Origin of the sequence: Sporosarcina sp. resist, from assembly GCF_014302295.1 — a bacterium.
GTDB classification, from domain to species: domain Bacteria; phylum Bacillota; class Bacilli; order Bacillales_A; family Planococcaceae; genus Sporosarcina; species Sporosarcina psychrophila.
The window spans coordinates 2,170,408-2,193,502 of sequence record NZ_CP060287.1; the positions used below are offsets into that span (position 1 = coordinate 2,170,408).

Genomic DNA, 23,095 nt, shown 5'->3' on the forward strand with positions numbered 1-23,095 from the left:
ATTATCCTCCTATGCACGCAATGCCTTGCGTGAGAATGTCGGTAATCCGGGCAGGTCCGATGCCTTTTATTTTACTAAGATCGTCAACTGATTGGTAAGGGCGGAGTTGGATTAAATCTTGTGAACGGGCGGGACCGATGTGGATAATGCGCTGTACCTCCACTTCACTTGCTGAGTTGATATTAACACATGAGGCACTTGAAACTGGCTGTGTCTCATTTTTTGGTTCAGGTGTAGGTACAACTTCAGTTTCTACTTCAGGTGGTGTGTGCTTTATAGTCCCTTGGTTATTTGTATGGACGCTAAAAGTCTTGCCATCTGTTTCGACAATAACTGTTCCATGAATATCCGTTCCATAAACAAGAACACCGCTTTTTTCAAGCCGATTAATCGTTTCGATATGCGGATGTCCGTATTGATTGTCAACACTTGCCGAATAAATCGCTATATCAGGTTGAACGGCCTTTAGAAAACTATCGGTTGTTGATGTTTTCGAGCCATGGTGACCAACTTGTAAAATATCTGCCTTTAGGTTTGCACCACTACTAAGCATTTCACTTTCTGCTTCCTCTTCACTGTCACCAGTAAAGAGGAAGGAAATCTCTCCGTATTGTAAACGAATCGCAATCGAATTGTTATTTGTATCGCCTGACAGCGATTTCGGATGAAGTACTGCAACCTCTAGCGGCCCAATGTCGAATACATCGCCAACCTCCGGCTCATAGTAATCTACGTTATTGTCTTCAATTGCAGCAAGTGCACTCGTGAAAACTTGCGAATTCGTAGTTTCACCATTCATCCATACTTCTGATACATCAAATGTACGGATGATTTTATCCAGTTGCCCAATGTGATCTGCATGGGGATGCGTAATCGCGACAATATCGATGTCTGTTATGTTGTGGGCTTGAAGATAGGACACAACTTCTGTGGAGCTCCAATCTCCGGTATCGATGAGTACTGCAAATGCTTCATCACCCTGGTTGTATTCAATCAATGTGGCGTCTGCCTGTCCGACATCTATGTAATGAACTTTCATCTTCGAGAGCGGTAGATTTTGCTGTTCAATGGAATCTGCATCTTCCACTTCAACAACTTTGTTCTGTTCTTCGTTTGCTTGTTCTTCTACTAATTCGGGATCCCCATTTACATTATCAGGTATAGGTGACTGTGTTGTACTTTGACCGCAACCTGCAAAAACAAGTAAACCCGCGATTAAATAAAGACTGGTAAATATATTCTTAATCATTTTTTCTCCTCTATCATTCGGGTATTTTCTTACTAGTATAGTGTAGCAGACATAGGTGCTGAGGATAACATTGTTATTATGTGATAAATTAATGGGATTTAATACCAACGACCAAGCGTTCATACTTTGTACAAGCATATCCAATAATTCCACCTGTTATAATAGCTCATCAGCCCTTATAATAGAAGTATATTCTAAAAGGAGTTGTCGTAGGCTTGAAGCATGTTTCGAAGTTTGCAACAAAGATTATGGTTCTCGTCCTCTTAGTCACTGGAACAGTAGCAAGTGTGGGGTGGTACTTCTTTGATGCAAATAAAGGAATCGCAGTATCGTTTTCCGAATTGGAAAAGACAATTCAAGCTCAAAACAATCAAGTTGTATCGCTTAAAGAAACGTCGAACGGAACATTATACTTACAGACGAAAGATGAGAAATACGTAACTCAAGTTCGTCCTGAAAGCCAGTTAGTCGAACAATTAGTCGAAAAATATAATATATCATATAACTATTCCGATCAAAGCAAATTTAGTAGTTTATTGTTCGGAGGAGTGTTCATTACGCTGCTCATTACATTAATAGTGCTTCATAAAAAAGGAAAGATTGGCGTAGGTGCCTCTTCTATGAAAAATAGTGCATCTAAATCGACGCCTCTACCCGATATAACATTACAAGATATTGGTGGGCTTCCTGAAGAAATGAAGGAAGAGATTTTACAGACGTTATCTATTGTGAAAGATCCGAAACGGTCGGCCCAAGTAGGTATTCAGCCACCCAACGGAATTCTTTTATATGGTCCACCGGGTACTGGGAAGACTTTACTTGCACAAGCAATTGCGCGCGAAATAGGTGCGACCTTTTTTTCATCCAGCGGGTCAGCGTTCACAGAATTATTTGTTGGTGTAGGTGCTTCCCGTGTACGATCTCTGTTTGAAAATGCAAGAAAGCAACGACCGGCAGTCATATTTATTGATGAAGTCGATGCACTTGCAGGTAAACGGAAAACACATGGTGGGGAAGAAGCGGAAAAAACATTAACGGAACTTCTTGTTCAGCTAGATGGTGGCAATAATAACGACGGTGTGCTATTCATTGCAGCAACGAACCGAAAAGATATGTTAGATGAAGCTTTTCTTCGTCCAGGTCGAATCGATTATTCATTCCAAGTACCCTTACCTGATACGACTGGAAGAAGAGAAATTATTGATATTCACACGAGAGGTAAGCTGTTGGCTGATGAAGTCTTTGCTGCATTAGATACTCTTGCCGAAAGTACATCAGGATTTTCAGGAGCTGAACTGAGTTCTCTCTTTAAAACAGCGAGCAGAAGAGCAATTCGAGATGGACGTGAACAAATTGCTAAGAGTGATCTTGACTTTGCAATTGACCGCACCATTCTTGGAAGCGCCTCCCGTTCGATGAATGACCCGGAGACGAAGAGAAGAGTAGCCATTCATGAATCCGGTCACGCGCTAGTAGCTGCAGTAACAAAGCCTGGTTCAGTAAGGAAAGCAACAATTATTCCACGCGGCCAAGCACTTGGATATGTAGCACCGATTCAGAAAGAGCTTCACTTGTCTACGTATAGTGAATTATTAGACCAAGTCAGTATGATCCTTGCTGGTGGCGTTGCCGAACGAATATATCTTGGCGAACACAGTATTGGCGTAAGCGGCGATGTTCAACAAGCGAAAGAAATCATCGAGCGCATGGTTGATACAGGTTTATTACAAAACGGCTTCACGTTAACTTTCAATAAAAGCGAGAAAGAAGCGAAGATGCAAATTCTTTTTGATGAAGCACTTCGCAAAACAGAAAACCTCATTCAAGAACACGCGTCAGAATTCAAACAGTTGGTGGATCTATTAATGCAAAAGGAAACACTGGACGGCTCAGAAATACAACAGATTGTTAGCAGGCACGTAGTCGAAATATAAATGTGTTAAAAAAAGTAATCAACGGGAGAGGCATTTGCCTCTTCTTTTTTTATGCAGTAGAAAACGATAGAAAGCCGTTTGGTTGAGCTTTCATCATCACAATTGGTTAAACCGACTATATCTGTAAGGCGAACGATCATATATGCTACTCAACCAATCATAAGTCAGCCCTGACCGATCATATATGCTACTCAACCAATCATAAATTAGCCCCGACCAATCCTATATGCTACTTAACCAATCATAAGTCAGACTCAACCAAGCATATCTATAAAAATCATCCCATTCCCTAGCGTTTGAATCCACAAGTTCGTTCTAATTTCCTCCCGTTCCTCCTACAGTGTAACAAGGCATAGAAATGGGGGAGATTATCTATGTTAATAGATGGAGTTTTTTCAGGAGGAGGATTAAAAGGATTCGCGTTAGTTGGGGCTTATCAAGTCCTCGAAGAAAAGGGGTATCGATTTCATCGTGTAGCTGGAACGAGTGCGGGCGCAATTCTTGCCAGTTTCATTGCGGCTGGTTATTCGGCTAAGGAAATTGAAAAGATGCTGGATGAACAAGATTTTCAGGTGCTTCTTGATCCACGGAAGACAATAATTCCTTTACCGTTAATGAAATGGTTTCAACTGTATTGGCGACTTGGTTTATACCAAGGTAATGCTTTGGAGAATTGGTTTTTAGAAAAATTAGCAGCAAAAGATGTCTATACATTTTCAGATTTACCGCCGGGAAAACTAAAGCTTGTTGCTTCGGATTTAACGAATGGAAAAATGATTGTGCTTCCCGACGATTTGGAGGGCTATGGAATATCAGCAGAAACTTTTCCAATTGCTCGTGCATTACGCATGAGTTGCGGAATTCCATTTTTCTTCGAACCGGTACGATTAAAAGTAGGGAAAGGAGAGACGATTGTTGTGGATGGGGGGGTGTTGAGCAACTTCCCTATGTGGATATTTAACGACGAAGGTGGAAATACAGAACGTCCAGTCCTTGGTTTGAAGTTAAGTCGTAGCCAAGAAGAAATGCCGGGACATAAAATTGACAATGCCTTAGATTTATTTGAAGCCCTTTTTTCGACGATGAAAAATTCGCATGATGAAAGGTATATTTCGAGAAAGCATGAAAGAAATATCATTTTCATCCCAGTTGATGATTATAGTGCAACCCAATTTGATATGGATCAAGAAACAAAAGAGGGACTTATGGATGCGGGACGCAACAGCACGATTCAATTTTTGAAAACATGGTGAAAAATACCGGGCACCAAAACGATTATGAGTCGTTTCGGTACCCGGTACTTTTTTAGAGCTTAGGGAACTATAAAATCTCGTACTATGGATAACCTGCGAAATAGGCTATTTCACGTCTAGACTGCAGCGCCTAGAGGCTTGCACTTTTGTTTACTTTAAAATTAGTTTTTTGCCCATTCAGTATGGAAATGGCCTTCTTTATCCAGGCGTTCATAGGTATGGGCGCCAAAATAATCGCGTTGAGCTTGGATAAGATTGGCCGGTAATGTCTCCGTACGGTAACTATCATAGTAAGCCAATGCACTTGAGAGAGCAGGAATTGGAATCCCATGTTGAATGGCTATGGCTACTACTTCGCGAAGCGAATTCTGATAGTCTCCTACTATTTCTTGGAAATAGGGATCAACTAAAAGGTTTGGCAAGTCACTGTTAGTATCAAATGCCTCTTTGATATTCTGTAAGAACTGGGCACGAATGATACATCCTCCACGGAAAATCATGGCTACTTCTCCGTAAGGGATTTTCCAATCATACTCCTCAGATGCTGCACGCATTTGCGCAAAACCTTGGGCATATGAACAAATTTTACTCATATATAAAGCTTTACGAATCGCTTCAATCAACTCTTTTGGATCACCTACATACTTTTTCAGTTCAGGACCTTTTAGTAGTTTACTTGCTGCAACGCGCTCTCCCTTAATAGAAGAAATAAATCGTGCAAATACGGACTCTGTGACGATTGGAAGGGACACGCCTAAGTCTAACGCATTTTGGCTAGTCCATTTTCCTGTGCCTTTTTGTCCGGCTACATCTAGAATTTGATCAATGAGCGGTTTCCCAGTTTCTTCATCCATCTTTGTGAAAATATCTGCTGTGATTTCAATGAGATAGCTGTCGAGTTCTCCTTTGTTCCATTCTGAAAATATTTCATGCAACTCCTGCGCTTCAAGACCAAGTGCATGTTTCATGATGAAATAGGCTTCGGAAATCAGTTGCATATCGCCATATTCAATGCCATTATGAACCATTTTCACATAATGTCCTGCTCCATCAAGACCCATATATGCACTGCAGGGAATGCCGTCAACTTTTGCCGAAATAGCATCAAGAGTGGGCTTCACTTGTTCGTAAGCTTCTTTTGAGCCTCCAGGCATAATCGATGGGCCGTTACGAGCTCCTTCTTCTCCACCAGAAACACCTGCACCAATGAAATGTATGCCTGATTCTTTTAAGGTTGCTGTACGTCTATTCGTATCTTTAAAGAATGTATTTCCTCCATCGATAAGAATATCCCCTTGTTGAAGATGAGGGACAAGGGACTGGATCACTGTATCTGTTGTTTCCCCGGCTTTAACCATTAATAAGATCTTACGTGGGACTTCTAGCGAAGCGACTAGATCTTCAATGCTGTAGCTACCATGAATAGCTTTATCTTTCGCTTCTTTGTTGGAAAATTCATCTGTTCGATCTGTCCAATAATCATAGACAGCTACCGAATAGCCTTTACTTTCGATGTTTAGCGCAAGGTTCATCCCCATTACGCCCAAACCAATAACGCCCATTTGTTGTTTGATCATATTTTACTCTCATTCCTTTGTATACGTTATTTGATTTTATCTAAGCGACTTTCTAAACTTTGTTTTTCTACTTCAAAACCAGACTTGCCAAGTAGCGCAAACATATTCTGTTTATAAGCTTCTACCCCTGGTTGGTCAAATGGATTTACCCCGAGCAATGTTCCACTTATTGCACAAGCCTTTTCGAAGAAATATATCATTTCCCCAAAGGTAAATTCATTGAGTTCATCCAACTCAATAAGCAAGTTTGGAACACCTCCATCAATGTGAGCGAGGGCAGTACCCAGTGCAGCTTTCTTATTTACCTCATCCAATGTTTTTCCTGATAGGAAATTCAAACCGTCAATATTGTCTATATCATCTTGAATCGTTCGTTCAATTTGGGGCTTTTTTATCTGTAGGACTGTTTCAATGAAAAGACGACGCCCTTCTTGTATATACTGACCCATCGAATGTAAATCCGTTGTAAAATTAACCGATGCAGGGAAGAGTCCTTTTTCATCTTTACTTTCACTTTCTCCAAAGAGCTGCTTCCACCATTCAGCTACATAATGTAGACCAGGTTCATAATTCACAAGTAATTCAATTGATTTCCCTTTATTATAGAAAATATTTCTTACCGCTGCATACTGGTAACTTTCATTCGTTGCGAGAACGGGATCATCGTATTTGAAATAGGCGGCTTTTGCTCCTGCCATCATTTTGTCAATATCGAGACCGGCTACTGCGATTGGAAGTAAGCCAACAGGCGTCAGAACTGAGTACCGCCCACCTATGTTATCCGGAATAACAAATGATTCATAACCTTCTTCGTAAGCAAGGTTTCGAAGTGCACCTTCATTTTGATCAGTAGTTATATAAATTCTACTTCTTGCCTCTTCTTTTCCATACTTTTGTTCCATATATTCACGGAGAATACGGAATGCTAAAGCGGGTTCTGTTGTTGTACCTGATTTGGAAATAACATTTATAGAAACGTCTTTCCCTTCTAACACATGTAGTAAATGTTCGATGTAGGTAGAACTGATATTTTGTCCAGCAAAGTATACTTCCGTATTACCTTTGATTTGGTTATGAAACGTATGTGATAATGCTTCAATTGCTGCTTTAGACCCCAGATAGGAACCTCCAATACCAATAACAACTAGCACGTCTGACTGTTGTTGAATTCGTTTAGCAGCTATTTTCACCCTGGTAAACTCCTCTGTATCATAGGTAACTGGCCAGTCAACCCATCCTAAGAAATCAGAACCTGGTCCTGTTTGTTGATGGATTTGGTTATGAGCTTGTTTTACAAATCCGCTTAGATTTTCAAGTTCACTATTTTTCATGAACGATAAAACATTGGTGTAATCAAATGAAACTGTCATTTTTTTATCTCCTTTGGACTTTATCTTTTATTTACCACCAATTAAATTGATTGGATTGCAATAGTTGATTGGCTGCTTCTGGACCTGTAGAGCCAGCAGGGTAAGGATATAAAGGCAACATATCCTCCTGAAATGCCTCCAAAATCGGTTGGATCCATTTCCATGATAATTCGACTTCTTTCCAATGGGCAAAGAATGATTTATTACCGTGCATTGCATCAAATAGAAGTAGTTCATATGCTTCTGGTTGGTCTTTAGAATTGGTCGAGTGGTTCATATAAACAGGATAAAAACGGTTACTAGAAGGATTTTTCATATTCACCCTTAAAGATATACTTTCGTTTGGACTAATCTCGAATGTTAATAAATTAGGAGTTATCTCTTCAGTTTGAAGTACATTTGATTCTTCTACCTTATTCTTTAACTCAAAGACAATTCGTGTAGACTTCTTATCCATCCGCTTCCCCGTGCGTATATAAATTGGGATTCCATTCCAAGACGGATTATCAATATATAAACGCGCTGCGAAATAAGTATCATTCATTGAAGAGTCATTCACCCCGGGCTCCTCTTTATAGCCAGCAACTGGTGTATCAAGAATCGCTCCAGATTCGTACTGTCCACGAACAACATCCAGGTAAACTTTATCTTTAAGAATTGGTCGAAGAGATTCTATGATTTCCATTTTCTTGATTTCGTTTTCTTTGGTCGTTACTTCCCCGGGGAGGTGCAGTGCTGTCATCATCACTAACTGAAAAAGGTGGTTCTGAACCATATCACGTAAGGCTCCAGCCTGATCATAATAATCAGCTCGTGTTTCTACCCCAACCGTTTCACTTGCTGTGATTTGAACATTGGAAATTTGTTTATGATCTAATAAAGCTGCTAATGCTGGGTTGGCTAGTACTAAGGTTTCAAAACTTTGGACCATTGGTTTTCCAAGATAGTGGTCGATTCTATAGATTTCTTTTTCGTTGAAGGCTTTGCTCAAAGTATCATTCAATTGCTGTGCCGATTTCAGGTCACTTCCAAACGGTTTTTCAACAATGATTCGCTTCCAGCCTAAAGTTTGACTTATACCATTTGCGTAAAGATTTGACGTAATAACATCAACCAACTTCGGTGCGACAGACAAATAGAAAAGTCGGTTTTCTGGTATATCTAACTCATTTTCTCTGTTTTCGATGAGTTCGAACAAATTCAGATAGGATTCATGGTCTGTTACATCAAATGCAAAGTAGCGAAACTTAGTTAGGAAATCTTGCAAACCAAAAGTTTGAACAGCTCTTCTGGAATATAACCGGAGTGCTTTTTCCACTTTAGATTGAAAAAATTCGTTAGAACAATAGTATCTACCTAAACCGACTATTGAGATAGAATCCGGCATTTTTCCATCGAGAAATAAATTATATAAAGCAGGAAATAACTTTCGTTGAGCTAAATCTCCCGTTGCTCCAAATAAAATAAAAGTCATGTCTTGCATGATCCATTCCTCTTGGGATTCCGTTAAACAATGTTTAACATCAAATCCTTCCGAGGGATTTTCGGTATCCATATTCGATTCCCCCTACTTTTACAATTAATATTCCGTTTAAGCTTTGAATGATAATCGCAACAGTTCTCACTATACTAACTGTGGTCAATTAATGTAAGTACGCACTTTATCATCATATAGTGACTAAAAGTATACTGTTGCTTGTAATTATAAAAAGAAATGATAAGGAGTGTGAAAATGAAACAGTTGGCTTATACATATATGTTGAATTAAAGAATCCCACTGAATTTACTGTGGCGCTCAATAAGGAGAGAGTTGTAATTCGGGGTGTGGATTGTAGAACGCTTGGCGCTTTGGGGTTGCCTCTGCCGCGCCTGCGCTTGGGAATTCATTATTAACGGAGTTGTGATTTAGAGATGTATGGATTGAGATATAATGTGATTACTATTTGATACTAACTTCATTGAAGAAAGACGCACTACATGCTGCACTAATCTCCGATAATGAAATGAGCTTCCCTATATAGAGACTAAATAGCGAAGGCGCGACTTCGTGGTAGCCGGAGCGAGAAGACCGAAAGTGATCTTCTTTCTGGCTTATCGCGGGAGGCATCCACAAAGCGTCGAAGCGGTATTGGAAGGAATTATAATTAGTGCTAAGTATCGGGATTTTTTCAGTTGCTTCCCAAAAGTCCTTGTAAAGCACATACGCCGTATTCATTTGTTCAACATATATAGAGGATAGTAATGTCAACAGACTCTGAACTCAATTTTTTCAAGAAAACTTAACTTTTTTATAATCAATATATTGACTTAGAGGCAGTAATGAAATGATGAAATCAATTTGTTATCTTGTAACTCCATTACTTAAAAGGATTTTCACAGTATACTATTTGTCTGTATGTGATTTAAAAGTGCGTACTTCACAATTTTGACTTTAGGATATACACTAAGTTTGCATCAAAAAACGACTAAAAGGAGAATGAAAAAATGAAATTACAATTAGCATTAGATCTTGTTAACATTCCAGAGGCCATCGAACTTATTAAAGAAGTAGAGGAATATATCGATATCGTTGAAATCGGTACGCCAGTTATAAACAAAGAAGGACTAAAAGCAGTTGCAGAAGTAAAAGCTGCATATCCTAACTTAGAAGTTCTTGCAGACCTTAAAATCATGGATGCTGCAGGTTATGAAGTAGGTAATGCTTCTGATGCAGGCGCTGACATTATTACTATTCTTGCGCAAGCAGAAGATTCATCTATTAAAGGTGCTGTTGAAGCAGCAAAAAAACTTGGTAAAAAAATATTGGTCGATATGATTGCAGTAAAAGACATTAAAACACGTGCTGCAGAGCTTGATTTGATGGGCGTAGATTATATCTGTGTACACACAGGCTATGATTTGCAAGCAGAAGGTAAAGATTCATTCGCAGACCTACGCACAATTAAAAGCATTGTAAAAAATGCTAAAACTGCTATTGCTGGTGGTATTAAGCTTGAGACATTACCAGAAGTGATTAAAGCACAACCAGATCTAATCATTGTTGGTGGTGGAATCACAAGTAAAGACGACAAAAAAGCAGAAGCTGCACAAATTCAAAAGCTAATTAAAGAAGGCGTGATGGTGTAACATGAACACCACAAGTTACGCAGATGAAATTTTGGCTGAGCTAAAGCGAACCATTAATCTAATTAATAGTGAAGAAGCCGAAAAATTAGTAGAAGGAATTTTATGTGCGAAAAAGGTATTTGTTGCAGGTGGGGGACGATCTGGATTCATGGCTAAGGCATTCGTAATGCGAATGATGCACGTAGGTCTTGATTCGTATATTGTAGGCGAAACGGTAACTCCGAATCTAGAACCAGATGATATTTTCATTGTCGGTTCTGGATCCGGTGAGACCCAAAGTTTGGCTGCAATGACTAAAAAAGCGAAGAGCATTGGTGCAACAGTGGTAGCTGTTACCATTAATCCTGATTCTACAATTGGGAAGTTGGCAGATATTAAAATTGAAATACCCGCCCAAGCAAAAGGGGAAGGCAATAGTGGGAAGTCAATCCAACCGATGGGATCACTGTTCGAGCAATCGCTTCTCTTATTTTATGATGCAGTTATTTTGAGATTTATGGAGAAAAAAGAATTGAATTCTGAAGTGATGTATGGACGACATGCTAATTTGGAATGATATCTCTTACCTATGTACCGAGCCTGTATGAGGATATTTTCGGACTATAAAGGTACTTATTTGTTTCTAGTCCAAAGTGTGCAAACTTTATGTGAGCTAATCGTACAACCAAATCTGCGATGGTTAAAAGAATAAACAAAAGAACTGATTTCGCTTTTTCGAAAAGGAAATCAGTTCTTTTGTTCATTCATACTATCGGTGTACTTTTTTAGTATATCTATCCTGTAACCAAAGTTGCTTTACTAGACAGCTAACTGAATAACATGCGAGGATAGTTAGGTATTGCAATGTGCAAAGCAGGAAAGGAATTAAAAGAGAGCGCTGATTATCGAATAGGAAATAGTTAATGATTTAGTTTTTAATAAAGTCTGTATATGATTGAATTCAAAGTACGTACTTTTTTCATACATAGTGGTGAAAAGTATACTATGATAGAGAATGGAGGTGGAGTAAATGCCGAACTTAGGGGAGAAAGCGTTTAATTGTGAAAAAGAATTGACGCTTGCTATCATTGGCGGCAAGTGGAAAATGCTTGTGTTATGGCATCTTGGCAAGGAAGGAACTAAACGCTTCGGTGAATTAAAGACCCTCATACCTGGTATCACCCAACGGATGCTTGTAAATCAATTGCGTGAACTTGAAGACCATTTGATTGTCCATCGCGAAGTATATGCTGTTGTTCCTCCAAAAGTTGAGTATTCACTTACTGAACATGGTAGAAGTCTTATGCCAATTCTAGAAACAATGTATGAATGGGGTAAAGATTATATGGAGAATGTCTTGGAAGTGAAAACTGACGACCTATAAATGGGTACGTCAGTTTTTTGATTTAAGAAGACTTATGCAAATCACTGATACAATACGACGCCTTTCTACATATGGTATATAAGTACTTATGATTTTAGAAAGGGTGATAATAACAATGGATTCCTACAAAAGAAAATATCCCTACAAGAAGAAACAACCCAACATTCTGTTCTTAATGGTTGATCAGGAACGCTTTCCATCGGTTTATGAAACAAAGGAATTGAAGGAATGGCGAAAAGAAAATTTAGTTGCGCAAGAATTACTACGGAAGAATGGTATGGAGTTTTATAATCATTATGCTGGGAGTACAGCCTGCTCACCAAGCCGGGCAACATTATATACTGGACAATATCCTTCGCTTCACGGCGTTACTCAAACGCCAGGTGCTGCTAAGGGATCATTTGACCCAGATGTATTTTGGCTTGATCCAAACACTGTTCCAACGATGGGGGATTACTTTCGATCTGCAGGATATGATACATTTTGGAAAGGGAAATGGCATGCTTCAGACGAGGATATCTTAATCCCGGGCACGCATAATGCATTACCTAGCTATAATCCAGCAACTGGCGTTCCAAATAAAGAGCAAGAAAAAATATATGAAAAAGCGAACCGACTCGAAAACTTTGGATACTCCGATTGGATTGGACCGGAACCCCATGGCGCGGATCCTCGAAATTCCGGTTCGTCTGCGGGAATAGGCACAAGTGGGCGGGATGAAGTGTACGCTGCTGAAACAGTAAAGCTTATCGAATCCCTACATGAAATTTCAAAGTGTACGAATAACATGACACCTTGGTTTATAAAGTGCTCCTTCATAAACCCTCATGATATTGCGTTATATGGAGTGCTATCCGCAGTTTCCCCGAATTTCAATTTTGAAGTCGACCCAACTCTCCCATACATCCCACCGGCACCAACAGTAGGGGAATCATTGTTTACTAAACCATCTGCTCAGGAAAGCTATCGTGTTACGTATCCAAAAGCATTGCAACCGATAATCGACAATAATTTTTATCGTCAATTGTATTACAGCTTACAAAAAAAGGCCGACAATGAAATGCTTAAGGTCCTAACCGCACTTCAAAACTCAAGTTTCTATGACAACACAATTATTGTATTCACGTCTGATCATGGAGAACAACTGGGAGCGCATGGCGGACTCTATCAAAAGTGGTATAATATGTATGAAGAATCGATTCATGTCCCATTAATCATTCATAATCCAACCCTATTCAGAGGAGCTAAATATACAAATATGCTAACAAGCCATGTCGACATACTTCCAACATTGCTGGGACTAACGGGAATAAACGTAGACTTAATCCGTGAAAATCTTTCAAAAGATCACACCGAAGCACTTCCGTTAGTTGGTAGAAATTTGACTCCATTATTTTATGGGCATGAAAGGTTTTTTGGTGCAAATGAACCACTCTATTTCATGACAGATGATGATGTATTCAAAGGTTTACATCAAACAAATGCAATCACGGGCAAACCCTATAAATCGGTTGTTGAACCGAATGACATCGAGGCGGTGATTACTAAGCTAGAAACTGGAATAGATAAGAGCGATGAGATATGGAAATTCGCCCGATATTTTGACAACCCAAAATTTTGGACGAATCCAGGATCTAGTGATACAGTCATAACTGAACAAAATGGTTGTTATGAGCCGATAACAAAAACAGAACCAGTTCCGGAGCAATATGAGCTCTACAATCTTACTAAGGATCCACTAGAAAAAACAAACCTTGCCGATCCAGCATTTGCAACAATCGAATCGGCTATTATTCAACGCGTGTTAACAAAGGTGCTTGAAGAGCAGTGCAGAAAAAAAAGACTGACGCCAGCGAGTGGGAAAGTTCCTGGCATGCCGAATTGCAGTAAGGGTGAATAATTAGTAGGTGAGAAGCACAACTATGGGTAAGGAAATAAATCTTATTTGTTTCTATATCTGGTACTTTTTCTTGATAGTAATTCACACAAATAGTAATTAATAAGCCAGCGATTCAGTCGATTAATCCGACTGAACCGCTGGCTTGTTTATAATTAATTCGTTCACAAAGTACTACTGAAAAGTCCCATCTGCGTTTACTTTTTGGGAAGAGGAGCACCATTTATGGGGCCAATGTAAAAATATGGGGAAAAAGCGTTAAGTTAGTGCTCCTATCTTCTTCTCTATTCGAGCAAATGATTTGAAACTTATTAGTGTAGCTATATATGCAAATACGCTACCAGTAAATAGTGGGATAATCCCAGGGAAAAGTGTAGAGACAAAGTAGATACCACCAGCTAAAGCGCCAATAGTGATGACTTCAATCGGAGATGTAATTGCGATTAAGAAAGACTGTTTGATGTATTGAAAGAACTTTAAGTTGAAATGTACATAGACTGGGAAGAAAAATAGTAATGTGATGATGCTTGAAATAAGTATGAAAATTAGTACGGGGAATAAAAACTGTAATTCACCACTATTTAACTGTAAGAAATAAAAATTGATATAAAAGCAGTAGCTAATGACTAGAAAAATAAGTCCAAAACCATTTGTCTTTAAAAAGTCAGTCCGAAATAAAGTCAAAAACATAGGAAGTATTTTGAATTTCTCTTCACCTCGAATTAATTTACGGACAACTGCAAACATGGCAGCTGTAGCTGGAAAGATACCGAAAGCGATTAAGCCAACTAATGTAAAAAAGATCCAAAGCAAATTAATATAAGCTAACTCGATCATTCTATAAGAAATTCTATTAAATTTTTCCCAACCAACCATGTCTATCACCTCTCAATAGTTAACTATATATTAAAAACATTGAAATTAGCAACCATTAATATGCACAAATATGGAAGGATTTTAAAAAATTAATAATCGCATGTCCCCAATTAAAGACGCTTTAGAGACTTGTCTCTTGATGAGAAATAATGTAATCTGATAAAAATGGACGCGCAATTCAATTACTTCAGTCTATTTAATTGTTTTGAAAAGGTAATCACAAGTATTTTTGTTAACTGTAGTAGAGAAAGTTTGAAGGAGTACTCAAAAGATTCTTACCCAATCGGTTTAGAGCCGAGAAAAGTATATTGTGCAGTGAGAGTCGCTACCGAATTGCAAAGGGGGGGTAATTCATATTGTAGTTTAATAGACCAATTATAACTAAATCAAATCAATATAATTTGAGAGGGGTTATTTAGATGAGAAGAATTGGATTTTTTCTATTATTACTATTACTTGGAGCTTTAATTGTAGGATGTAGTTCTACTGATACTGACACTGGCGCTGAAAAAGAAGAAACTGGTGAAGAAAAACCAGAAGTGGTGGGAGAAGAAACAGAAAAGGAAACGGGGCTCTCTGGTGAAATAACAGTTTGGGCACATCCATTTACCGGCGATCAAGAAACTGAGGGCGCGATGTGGGATGAAGTCATCGCTTCTTATGAAGAGCAAACAGGTGTGAAAGTAAATTTTGAACAGATACCATGGGCCAATCGTGATCAAAAAGTACTTACAGCTTTAGCAGCAAACAATGGTCCTGATGTGTTTTACGTAATACCTGATCAGATGCCACAGTACGCTGATGCGGGTATGTTACTAGCGTTAGATCCCTATTTAGAAGGCTTTGATATTGATGATTTTGTAGATACAGCGTTAGTTTCTACAACTTGGAAAGATGAGTTATATGGACTGCCAATCTTACAAGAAGCCTACACATATTTATATAATGTCGATGTAATCAAAGCGATTGGTGAAGATCCTGCAAATTTACCTGCAACTTGGGAAGATTTTGAAAAGTGGGCTGAAAAAGCAAAAGACAAGGGCTTTTATGCAACAAGTTTTCAAGGTGGAGGATCAATGAATGGAACGTTATATCCATTCCTATGGCAAGCTGGCGGAGATGTTATTACGGCAGATAATGAAGTATTAATTAACAATGAAGCAGGAGTGGAAGCATTTGAGTTCATCAATAAAATGTATAACGAGGGCTGGATTCCGAAAGATTCAATTACTGCATTAGAACATGATGCACTATGGGAAGGCGGAAAAATGTTAGCAGTTCAAGGTTCAGGTATTTCAGTAAGTCGTATGTTAAGTCAAAACCTTTTTGAATTCGTTATTGCTCCACCAATGAAAAATAAGGAACAATTAACATATGGAACAACAGGGATGTTTGTAGCGCCAATTAATACGGATAATCCAGCAGCTGCAGCAGAATTTATCAAAGTCGTGACGGATTCGGATAATCAGAAGAAATTTAACACAGTCACACAGTATATCCCTACTAGAGAATCAGCTAAAGATATCTTTGGAGAGCAAAAATATCTTGCACAGCTAGCGGATTATACACAATTTGCATTACCGGGAGTTATCCATCCAGAAGGACGTACAATCATGCCGTTAATACAAGCTGAACTTCAAACAATGATGGAAGGGAAGAAAACACCAAAAGAAGCAGCAGATGCCGCCGCAAAAGCGATTGAAGGTAAGATCGGAAAATAAAATGTTAGTAAAGCAGAGAGTTTGATCAATAAACGATCAAGCTCTCTGTTACTAACTTACATATGAAAGGGTGATTACACTGAGTAATGCAGTAGCTTCTAAAAAGAGTAAATTGCCACTGGGAGAAAGAGTGAAGCGTGAGTGGAACCGTAATGCTATCGTATATATCTTTCTCATCCCTGTTTTAATCCATTTCATAATCTTTCAGATATATCCTTTTGCATTGAGCTTTTATTTAACATTTATGGATTGGAAAGTAATTGGTGACCCGGAATTTGTAGGACTTAAACATTGGAAGTACTTCTTGACCGATTCATTGGCGTGGAAAGCTATTTGGAATACAGTGAAATTTTCAGCATATTATATTGTGCCAACGATGGGCTTAGGGTTAATTTTAGCGTTAATTATCAATTCGGGTGTTAAATCAGCAGGATTTTTTAAAGGAATCTTTTTCTTGCCAGTGGTCACTTCATTCGTAATTATTGCCGGGATCTGGGGTTGGTTATTTAGAGGTACAGAGGCGGGAATGATCAACTACTTGCTTAGTTTTATTGGTATCGAACCACAATTGTTTTTATCTAATTCTAGCCAAGCCCTAGCTGTTTTAGCGGGATTGAGTATATTTAAAGTTGCCGGAAGTACGATGATTTATTACTTTGCTGGACTTCAGTCGATTGATCGACAATTGTATGAGGCGGCACGAATTGATGGGGCATCATCATTTAAAATATTTTGGACGATAACATTTCCATTATTAAAGCCCATTCACTTTTTTGTCGCAATAACAACAACAATCGGTTCGTTCCAAATTTTCGATTCAGCTTATTTATTAACAGGTGGAGGTCCGAATTATGCTACGACAACCATTGTATATTATTTGTATGAACAAGGATTTACAAGTCTTAACTTAAGTTATGCAGCTGTACTTTCTTATGTATTATTTTTTATTATCCTAGTTATCTCGCTTATACAGAGAAAATATCTAGGACAAGAATCGAATAATTACTAATGTGTAGATGACCGCAGAAAGGAGATTGAAAAAATGCTTAAAAAAATGATCTCGTATATAGCGTTAATTGTTTTGGGATTTTGTTTTCTATTGCCGTTTCTTATTATGATTTTAGGATCTTTTAAGGATGTTCAATATGCACAATTAGATCCATTATTCTGGATACCGGACCATCCTACAATGAAAAACTATTTATATATAATGAGAGACGGAATATTTATCAGATGGATTTTCAACTCTGTTATTATTACCGTCATTCCAGTAGCGAGTCAAATGATATTTTGTGCGGTTTTAGGCTATATTTTTGCGAAGAAGAAATTCCCAGGACGAGAAATCGTATTTTGGGTTTTCATGGCAGTTATCATGATTCCGCAGCAACTATTAATTATACCTAAATTCATTATGTTCTCTGATTTCGGTTGGATAAATACTTATTGGGCATTGATTGTTCCAGAGTTATGGGGAATTATGGGTGTATTTTTAGTTAGACAATTTCTACAAAATATACCGAATGATTTGGAAGAAGCTGCATATATTGACGGGGCGAATGATATACAAATATTTTTCAAAGTCATTTTGCCACTTTCGATACCTGTTGTAGCTACAGTGGGAACATTTTCATTTATTTCAAACTGGAATGATTTATTCCAACCACTGATTTACTTAACACAAGAGAAAATGTTCCCAGTGACGCTTGGTTTAGCTTCAATGCTTGGGAAAGAAGGGAACTTTGGTATTGAAATGGCTGGTTCGACAGTTTCTTTTATACCGACTTTCCTCATATTCCTATTCTTCCAGCGTTACTTTACGGAAGGAATTCAAATGTCAGGATTGAAATAAACTGTCCCACTGAATAAGCTTCGGCTCTAGAGGATGCCTTCTGTCATAAGCCAAGCAGTTTCGCCGCTAGTCTTAGAGATTTAGCTGCCTCTTGTAAAGCGTCTTCGCTCAGTGTATATAAGGTATTCATTTGTTCAACTTATATAGGTGAAAATGATTAGAAAGGAGTGGAGGATACCGTTTGTACTTTGAAAATCGGCATTATTGGGCTAGATACATCGCATGTGTTGGCATTTACCAAGTTATTAAATGATCCGAGTGAAAGATACCATGTGCAAGGTGGAAAAGTAGTGATTGCTTTTCCAGGAGGATCACCTAATTTCGAGCTTAGCATGTCCCGGATTGACGGCTTTACTAGAGAACTCAGGGATAGCTTTGATGTTGAAATCGTGGATTCTATTGAGGAAGTTGCGCATGAAAGTGATGCGATTTTGTTGGAATCAGTCGATGGGACAGTGCATCATGAGCAATTACAAAAGCTTGTTGCGTTTAAAAAACCTGTTTTTATCGATAAACCTTTTAGTCTAAGTTCAAAAGTTGCTATCGCAATGATTCAATTAGCTGAGGGCAATCAGACACCCATTATGAGTACATCTGCGCTACGTTATGCAGAAAATTTAACAAACGTTCTTAGAATTTCGGATAGAGGAAGAGTTATAGGTGCTGATTGTTTTGGACCCATGGAACTACTGGATAAACAACAAGGCTTTTTTTGGTATGGGATTCATATGATAGAGATGCTGTTTACTATTCTAGGTCAAGGCGCAAAGTCGGTAACGACCATAACAGACAAAGAACATGACGTTATTACAGGTGTTTGGAAGGATGGGCGTATAGGAACGGTTAGAGGTAATCGAAAAGGAAACGCTCAGTTTGGCGCATTGATTCACTTTGGGAATGGTACTGAATATGTCGATATTAATTTATACCAAAAACCTTATTACGCTAGTTTATTGGAGCAAATTATGGATTTTTTTCACGATGGAATTTCGAGGGTTCCTTTAAGTGAAACAAAAGAGGTTATCCGTTTCGTTGAGGCGGCTAACGAAAGTAGTCATTATAGAAAAACAATAATTATTTAACAAACAGTGAAAATACTATATCTTTCAGAGCTGAGGTTTTAGTAGTCAAATGAAAGCCGATGAAAAATACAGTGATTTTCCCATCGACTTATAAAGTTGTTTGTTATCTTTGCTCTTCCTCAATAAAGCTTAGTCGATAAATACGACGGGGCCTTCCTTTGTGCGATAATTTTTCTTCGCCAACAATATCAACCAGTTCAGCATCCATCCATTTTAATAGAATTCGGTTGGCGCTCCTAATGGTTACATTTAATGTCGAAGCTAATTCTTGGGCAGTATAATCAATTTTTTTATGCCTAGAAACGCGTGCCATTAATTTTGTCATATAGGAAGCTGACATCCCGGCCTTTTCAGCTTTATCTAACAAATGTGGGTCTGTAATGGCTAAATTATATCTTTCATATTGTTTATGGCTTGTTATATCGACAGGCCCCAAGACACTGCGATCTTCACGAACAATATAGCAAACGTTTCCACCTAAATCTTTTGATTGACGGAGCGCTAATCGTGCGTGATTGCCTGCTTCGGCAGCGGTACGGCCAAAGCCGACACCAAGACTTATCGTAATGCCAAGTTCATTTTTAATATCTTGGAGTAAGGGAATGAATTTATAGCCCCTTGTTTCACGTTCGAAAATACCGCGGGTGGTAATGAATGAATATTCTTCTCCACCTAAATTGATTAGATGCCCATCAAGCAGTTTAATATAATCAAGTAGCATTTGTTGGATAGTTAATTTTAATAATTGAACATCATGCTCAGAAGAATACTTTTCCGTTACGCCTTTGAAATTGTCTATATTAATTAAACCGAAAACAATTTGCGATTCTTTATTTCTGCGTGTATTCGTTGCTAAGAGGGCTCGTTCCAAAGAAACGATCATGTCCTGTTGAGTAGGTGTTACCCATTCATGGGGAATATGGCGAGCAGATAATTGAATCGCTACGTCCTGAATCCCTGTAAGTGCAATTGCATTATAGTCCTGATAATTGCCAATATGGAATTGTACTATTTCCTCAATGATTGTACTTTGTAAAGGGTTTTTATAGATAAGAAGTTCATAATTAACTTCTTCAAGTTCTGATAAAATTTGTTCAACATACTTTTCTTCAACTGTATCAATGGACAGGCATTTTAAACTGTACCTACTTTTAATGATAAATAATGACCTGTAAAGTCCAGTGCCCATTAAGGGCATATGATGCACAGGGATTATAAAATCGACAACTTGTTTGACGATGTTATATGAGTGATATTCAGTAAACATTAATACTTCGACATCGTTCATTAATTCCCTAGTTATTTCTGTGATAAGACTAGTAGGTTCGATGATTCGAAAAACAGGTTTAAAGTTTGGAAACGTTTTCAGTGTTTCCCGTGTTTGATCGACAAGTGCTTTTGGCCCGATGATACCGATATTAATATCTGAATTATCTTGTACATTATTCTTTCTATGCATAAATAGTTCCCTCCTTATCGTTGTAGAAAAGTGAAATAACGGGATAGTGTCTCTTAACCTAATGTTTTGTTTATAATACTTTCTTCTAGTAATTCTGTCAAAAATGAGAAATAACAGCGCTAATGCATGATAAAAGAAATTCGACATAAAAGGACTCAAATAAGACTTGTCTTTTAATGAAAGTCTACATACAATACTATTGAATAGCAATTTAGAGGTATCAGATAACTAGTTTTTATTAAATGAAAATAGGGAGTGTTGAAATGAAGACAATTGCAGAGCTTGAAGATCTTATGACGAAACCATCAACAGAACTAATCAATGATCTTAGATTAGTAGATGGTGATATCTTAATTTTAGGTATTGGTGGAAAAATGGGACCAACATTAGCGAAGATGACGAAACGGGCGATTGATGAAGCGGGTTTGGATAAGAAGGTGATTGGCGTTTCTCGGTTTTCAAATGGCAGTTTAAAAGAAGAGTTAGAGGACTTTGGAATTGAAACAATCGCTGTTGATTTACTAAATGATGAGCAACTACAATCACTCCCGGATGTAAAAAATATTATTTTAATGGCAGGGAATAAATTTGGAACTGCTGGCAATGAACATTTCACATGGGCAATGAATGCTTATTTACCGGGTAGGATTGCAAATAAGTTTAAAAATTCCCGTATCGTTGCATTTTCATCTGGTAATATTTATCCACTGACGAGTGTGGTGAGTGGTAATTGTTCTGAAGAGACAGCTGTTAGTCCGATTGGTGAGTATGCACAATCTTGTTTAGGGAGAGAGCGTATCCTAACAAACTTTTCTCGTAAAAATGAAACGCCACTGCTTCTATTTCGACTAAATTATGCAATTGATATGAGGTATGGAGTGTTAGTAGAAATCGCTCAACAAGTTTTAGAAGGTAAAACTATTGATTTAACAATGGGGAGTGTAAACGTAATTTGGCAAGGAGATGCAAACGAATACGCAGTACGGTCCTTGCTACATTGTGATACTCCACCGAAAATAGTGAATGTGACTGGACCGGAGACCATTTCAGTCCGTTGGTTGGCTGAAGAATTTGGAACGCGATTTGATAAGAAACCTATATATGACAATGAAGAACAGCCGACAGCATTGTTAAATAATGCTTCCAAAGCGCATCGGTTATTTGGCTATCCAAAAGTAACACTTCAACAAATGATTGATATGACGGCAGAGTGGTTAGTGAATAATGGAGAAACATATAATAAACCAACCCATTTTCAAGAACGAAAAGGAGCATTTTAAATGTTGAATCCTGCTGTGAAAAAACAATTACTTGAGGGAACTGTTATTCCGGCGCATCCATTAGCCCTAACAGAAGAACGGCAACTAGATGAAGCCGGTCAGCGCGCACTTACTCGCTATTATATTGATGCAGGTGTGGGTGGGGTAGCAGTTGGTGTCCATACAACTCAGTTTGAAATTCGTGATCCGCAGTTTAGTTTATTTGAAAAAGTATTAACCCTTGCGATTGAAGAGATGAGGAAGGCACTAGTTCCCGATTCATTCATAAAAATTGGCGGAATTAGTGGTCCCATAGAACAGGCGATTAATGAGGCGGAATTTATAAAAGCGATTGGCTATGACCTTGGATTGCTAAGTATGGGAGGTTTACACAACGCTTCTGAGGAAGAGCTACTTGATCGGACTGAAAAAATTGCTGGGATTATCCCGGTTATTGGATTTTACTTGCAGCCGGCGGTAGGGGGCCGGATTCTTTCCTATGATTTTTGGAGGAAGCTTGCTGATATACCGAATGTTCATGGCATAAAGATCGCACCTTTTAATCGATATCAATCTCACGATGTGATTCGAGCGGTTTGCCATTCCAAAAGAAATGAAGAAATAGCTATTTACACTGGAAATGATGACAATATCGTTAATGACTTGTTAACGACCTACCGTATTGATGTAGACGGTAAAAAGATAGAGAAACAGATTGTCGGGGGGCTACTTGGGCATTGGTCAGTCTGGACGAAAACAACAGTAGATATGTTTAATAAGATAAAAAACATTCGATCTAAAGAGGACATTCCAAGCGAATTATTAACCTTAGGGCAAGAAATAACCGATGCAAACGCTGCTTTTTTTGACCCGAATAATCAATTTAAAGGGAGCATTGCAGGTATTAATGAAGTGTTGGCAAGACAAGGGCTGTTGAAAGGTCGTTGGTGCTTACTTGATAAAGAAAAATTAAGCCCAAATCAATCGGAGGAAATAGATCGTGTGTATGTCGATTATCCGCATTTACATGATGATGCTTTTGTGAAAGAAAACTTAGACAAATGGTTTAAAGAGTAAGGA

At 38.3% G+C, this 23,095-nt stretch carries 18 protein-coding genes; 12 read left to right on the forward strand and 6 right to left on the reverse strand.

Features of this window, described 5'->3' with window-relative positions; all coding sequences use genetic code 11:
* Position 1 precedes the first annotated feature (1 nt).
* Positions 2–1,249, reverse strand: coding sequence for an MBL fold metallo-hydrolase (locus H7992_RS10760; protein ID WP_255428643.1), 1,248 nt, complete (start codon positions 1,247–1,249; stop codon positions 2–4).
* A 215-nt stretch (positions 1,250–1,464) separates the two neighbouring features.
* Here H7992_RS10760 and H7992_RS10765 point away from each other — a divergent pair, with 215 nt between their 5' ends.
* Positions 1,465–3,183, forward strand: coding sequence for an AAA family ATPase (locus H7992_RS10765; RefSeq protein ID WP_370569987.1), 1,719 nt, complete (start codon positions 1,465–1,467; stop codon positions 3,181–3,183).
* A gap of 374 nt (positions 3,184–3,557) precedes the next feature.
* Complete coding sequence (locus tag H7992_RS10770) at positions 3,558–4,436, forward strand: patatin-like phospholipase family protein (protein WP_067208457.1); 879 nt, start codon at positions 3,558–3,560, stop codon at positions 4,434–4,436.
* 161 nt (positions 4,437–4,597) lie between these two features.
* Here H7992_RS10770 and gndA read toward each other — a convergent pair whose 3' ends face one another.
* The 3 genes from gndA to zwf are packed head-to-tail and all read right to left on the reverse strand — an operon-like array spanning position 4,598 to position 8,866.
* Positions 4,598–6,013 carry an NADP-dependent phosphogluconate dehydrogenase gene (gndA, locus tag H7992_RS10775; RefSeq protein WP_187047528.1) on the reverse strand — a complete coding sequence of 472 codons (1,416 nt, stop codon included), beginning with the start codon at positions 6,011–6,013 and terminating at the stop codon, positions 4,598–4,600.
* Positions 6,014–6,039: 26 nt separating this feature from the next.
* Complete coding sequence (locus tag H7992_RS10780) at positions 6,040–7,383, reverse strand: glucose-6-phosphate isomerase (RefSeq protein WP_187047529.1); 1,344 nt, start codon at positions 7,381–7,383, stop codon at positions 6,040–6,042.
* 31 nt (positions 7,384–7,414) lie between these two features.
* Positions 7,415–8,866 carry a glucose-6-phosphate dehydrogenase gene (gene zwf, locus H7992_RS10785; protein ID WP_187047860.1) on the reverse strand — a complete coding sequence of 484 codons (1,452 nt, stop codon included), beginning with the start codon at positions 8,864–8,866 and terminating at the stop codon, positions 7,415–7,417.
* 1,001 nt (positions 8,867–9,867) lie between these two features.
* Here zwf and hxlA point away from each other — a divergent pair.
* From hxlA to H7992_RS10805, 4 genes are all read left to right on the forward strand, one after another.
* The gene (gene hxlA, locus H7992_RS10790) at positions 9,868–10,509 is read left to right on the forward strand and encodes a 3-hexulose-6-phosphate synthase (protein ID WP_187047530.1); all 642 of its coding nucleotides are present in this window, start codon (positions 9,868–9,870) and stop codon (positions 10,507–10,509) included.
* A 1-nt stretch (position 10,510) separates the two neighbouring features.
* On the forward strand, positions 10,511–11,065 hold the full coding sequence (gene hxlB, locus H7992_RS10795) for a 6-phospho-3-hexuloisomerase (protein ID WP_067208468.1): 555 nt from the start codon (positions 10,511–10,513) through the stop codon (positions 11,063–11,065).
* A gap of 453 nt (positions 11,066–11,518) precedes the next feature.
* Complete coding sequence (locus H7992_RS10800) at positions 11,519–11,872, forward strand: winged helix-turn-helix transcriptional regulator (protein ID WP_067208470.1); 354 nt, start codon at positions 11,519–11,521, stop codon at positions 11,870–11,872.
* A 115-nt stretch (positions 11,873–11,987) separates the two neighbouring features.
* Positions 11,988–13,772: a sulfatase family protein gene (locus H7992_RS10805; protein WP_187047531.1), complete on the forward strand. Its 1,785-nt coding sequence runs from the start codon at positions 11,988–11,990 to the stop codon at positions 13,770–13,772.
* 255 nt (positions 13,773–14,027) lie between these two features.
* On the opposite strand, the gene H7992_RS10810 is transcribed toward H7992_RS10805, so the two are convergent.
* Positions 14,028–14,645 (reverse strand): YesL family protein, encoded by a 618-nt coding sequence (locus H7992_RS10810; RefSeq protein WP_187047532.1) that lies wholly within the window; start codon positions 14,643–14,645, stop codon positions 14,028–14,030.
* 419 nt (positions 14,646–15,064) lie between these two features.
* Here H7992_RS10810 and H7992_RS10815 point away from each other — a divergent pair, with 419 nt between their 5' ends.
* From H7992_RS10815 to H7992_RS10830, 4 genes are all read left to right on the forward strand, one after another.
* Positions 15,065–16,366, forward strand: coding sequence for a sugar ABC transporter substrate-binding protein (locus H7992_RS10815; RefSeq protein WP_067208477.1), 1,302 nt, complete (start codon positions 15,065–15,067; stop codon positions 16,364–16,366).
* A gap of 130 nt (positions 16,367–16,496) precedes the next feature.
* A complete protein-coding gene (locus H7992_RS10820) occupies positions 16,497–17,375 on the forward strand; it encodes a carbohydrate ABC transporter permease (RefSeq protein ID WP_255428645.1) in 879 nt (292 codons plus the stop codon).
* Positions 17,376–17,408: 33 nt separating this feature from the next.
* Positions 17,409–18,215 (forward strand): carbohydrate ABC transporter permease, encoded by an 807-nt coding sequence (locus H7992_RS10825; RefSeq protein WP_067208479.1) that lies wholly within the window; start codon positions 17,409–17,411, stop codon positions 18,213–18,215.
* Positions 18,216–18,403: 188 nt separating this feature from the next.
* On the forward strand, positions 18,404–19,297 hold the full coding sequence (locus tag H7992_RS10830) for a Gfo/Idh/MocA family oxidoreductase (protein ID WP_255428646.1): 894 nt from the start codon (positions 18,404–18,406) through the stop codon (positions 19,295–19,297).
* Between the two features lie 103 nt (positions 19,298–19,400).
* On the opposite strand, the gene H7992_RS10835 is transcribed toward H7992_RS10830, so the two are convergent.
* Positions 19,401–20,756 carry a GGDEF domain-containing protein gene (locus H7992_RS10835; RefSeq protein ID WP_187047534.1) on the reverse strand — a complete coding sequence of 452 codons (1,356 nt, stop codon included), beginning with the start codon at positions 20,754–20,756 and terminating at the stop codon, positions 19,401–19,403.
* Between the two features lie 263 nt (positions 20,757–21,019).
* On the opposite strand from H7992_RS10835, the gene H7992_RS10840 reads away from it, so the two are divergent.
* Positions 21,020–22,036, forward strand: a complete 1,017-nt coding sequence (locus H7992_RS10840) for an NAD-dependent epimerase/dehydratase family protein (RefSeq protein WP_187047535.1) — start codon at positions 21,020–21,022, stop codon at positions 22,034–22,036.
* Positions 22,037–23,092, forward strand: coding sequence for a dihydrodipicolinate synthase family protein (locus H7992_RS10845; RefSeq protein ID WP_187047536.1), 1,056 nt, complete (start codon positions 22,037–22,039; stop codon positions 23,090–23,092).
* The last annotated feature ends 3 nt before the right edge of the window (positions 23,093–23,095 follow it).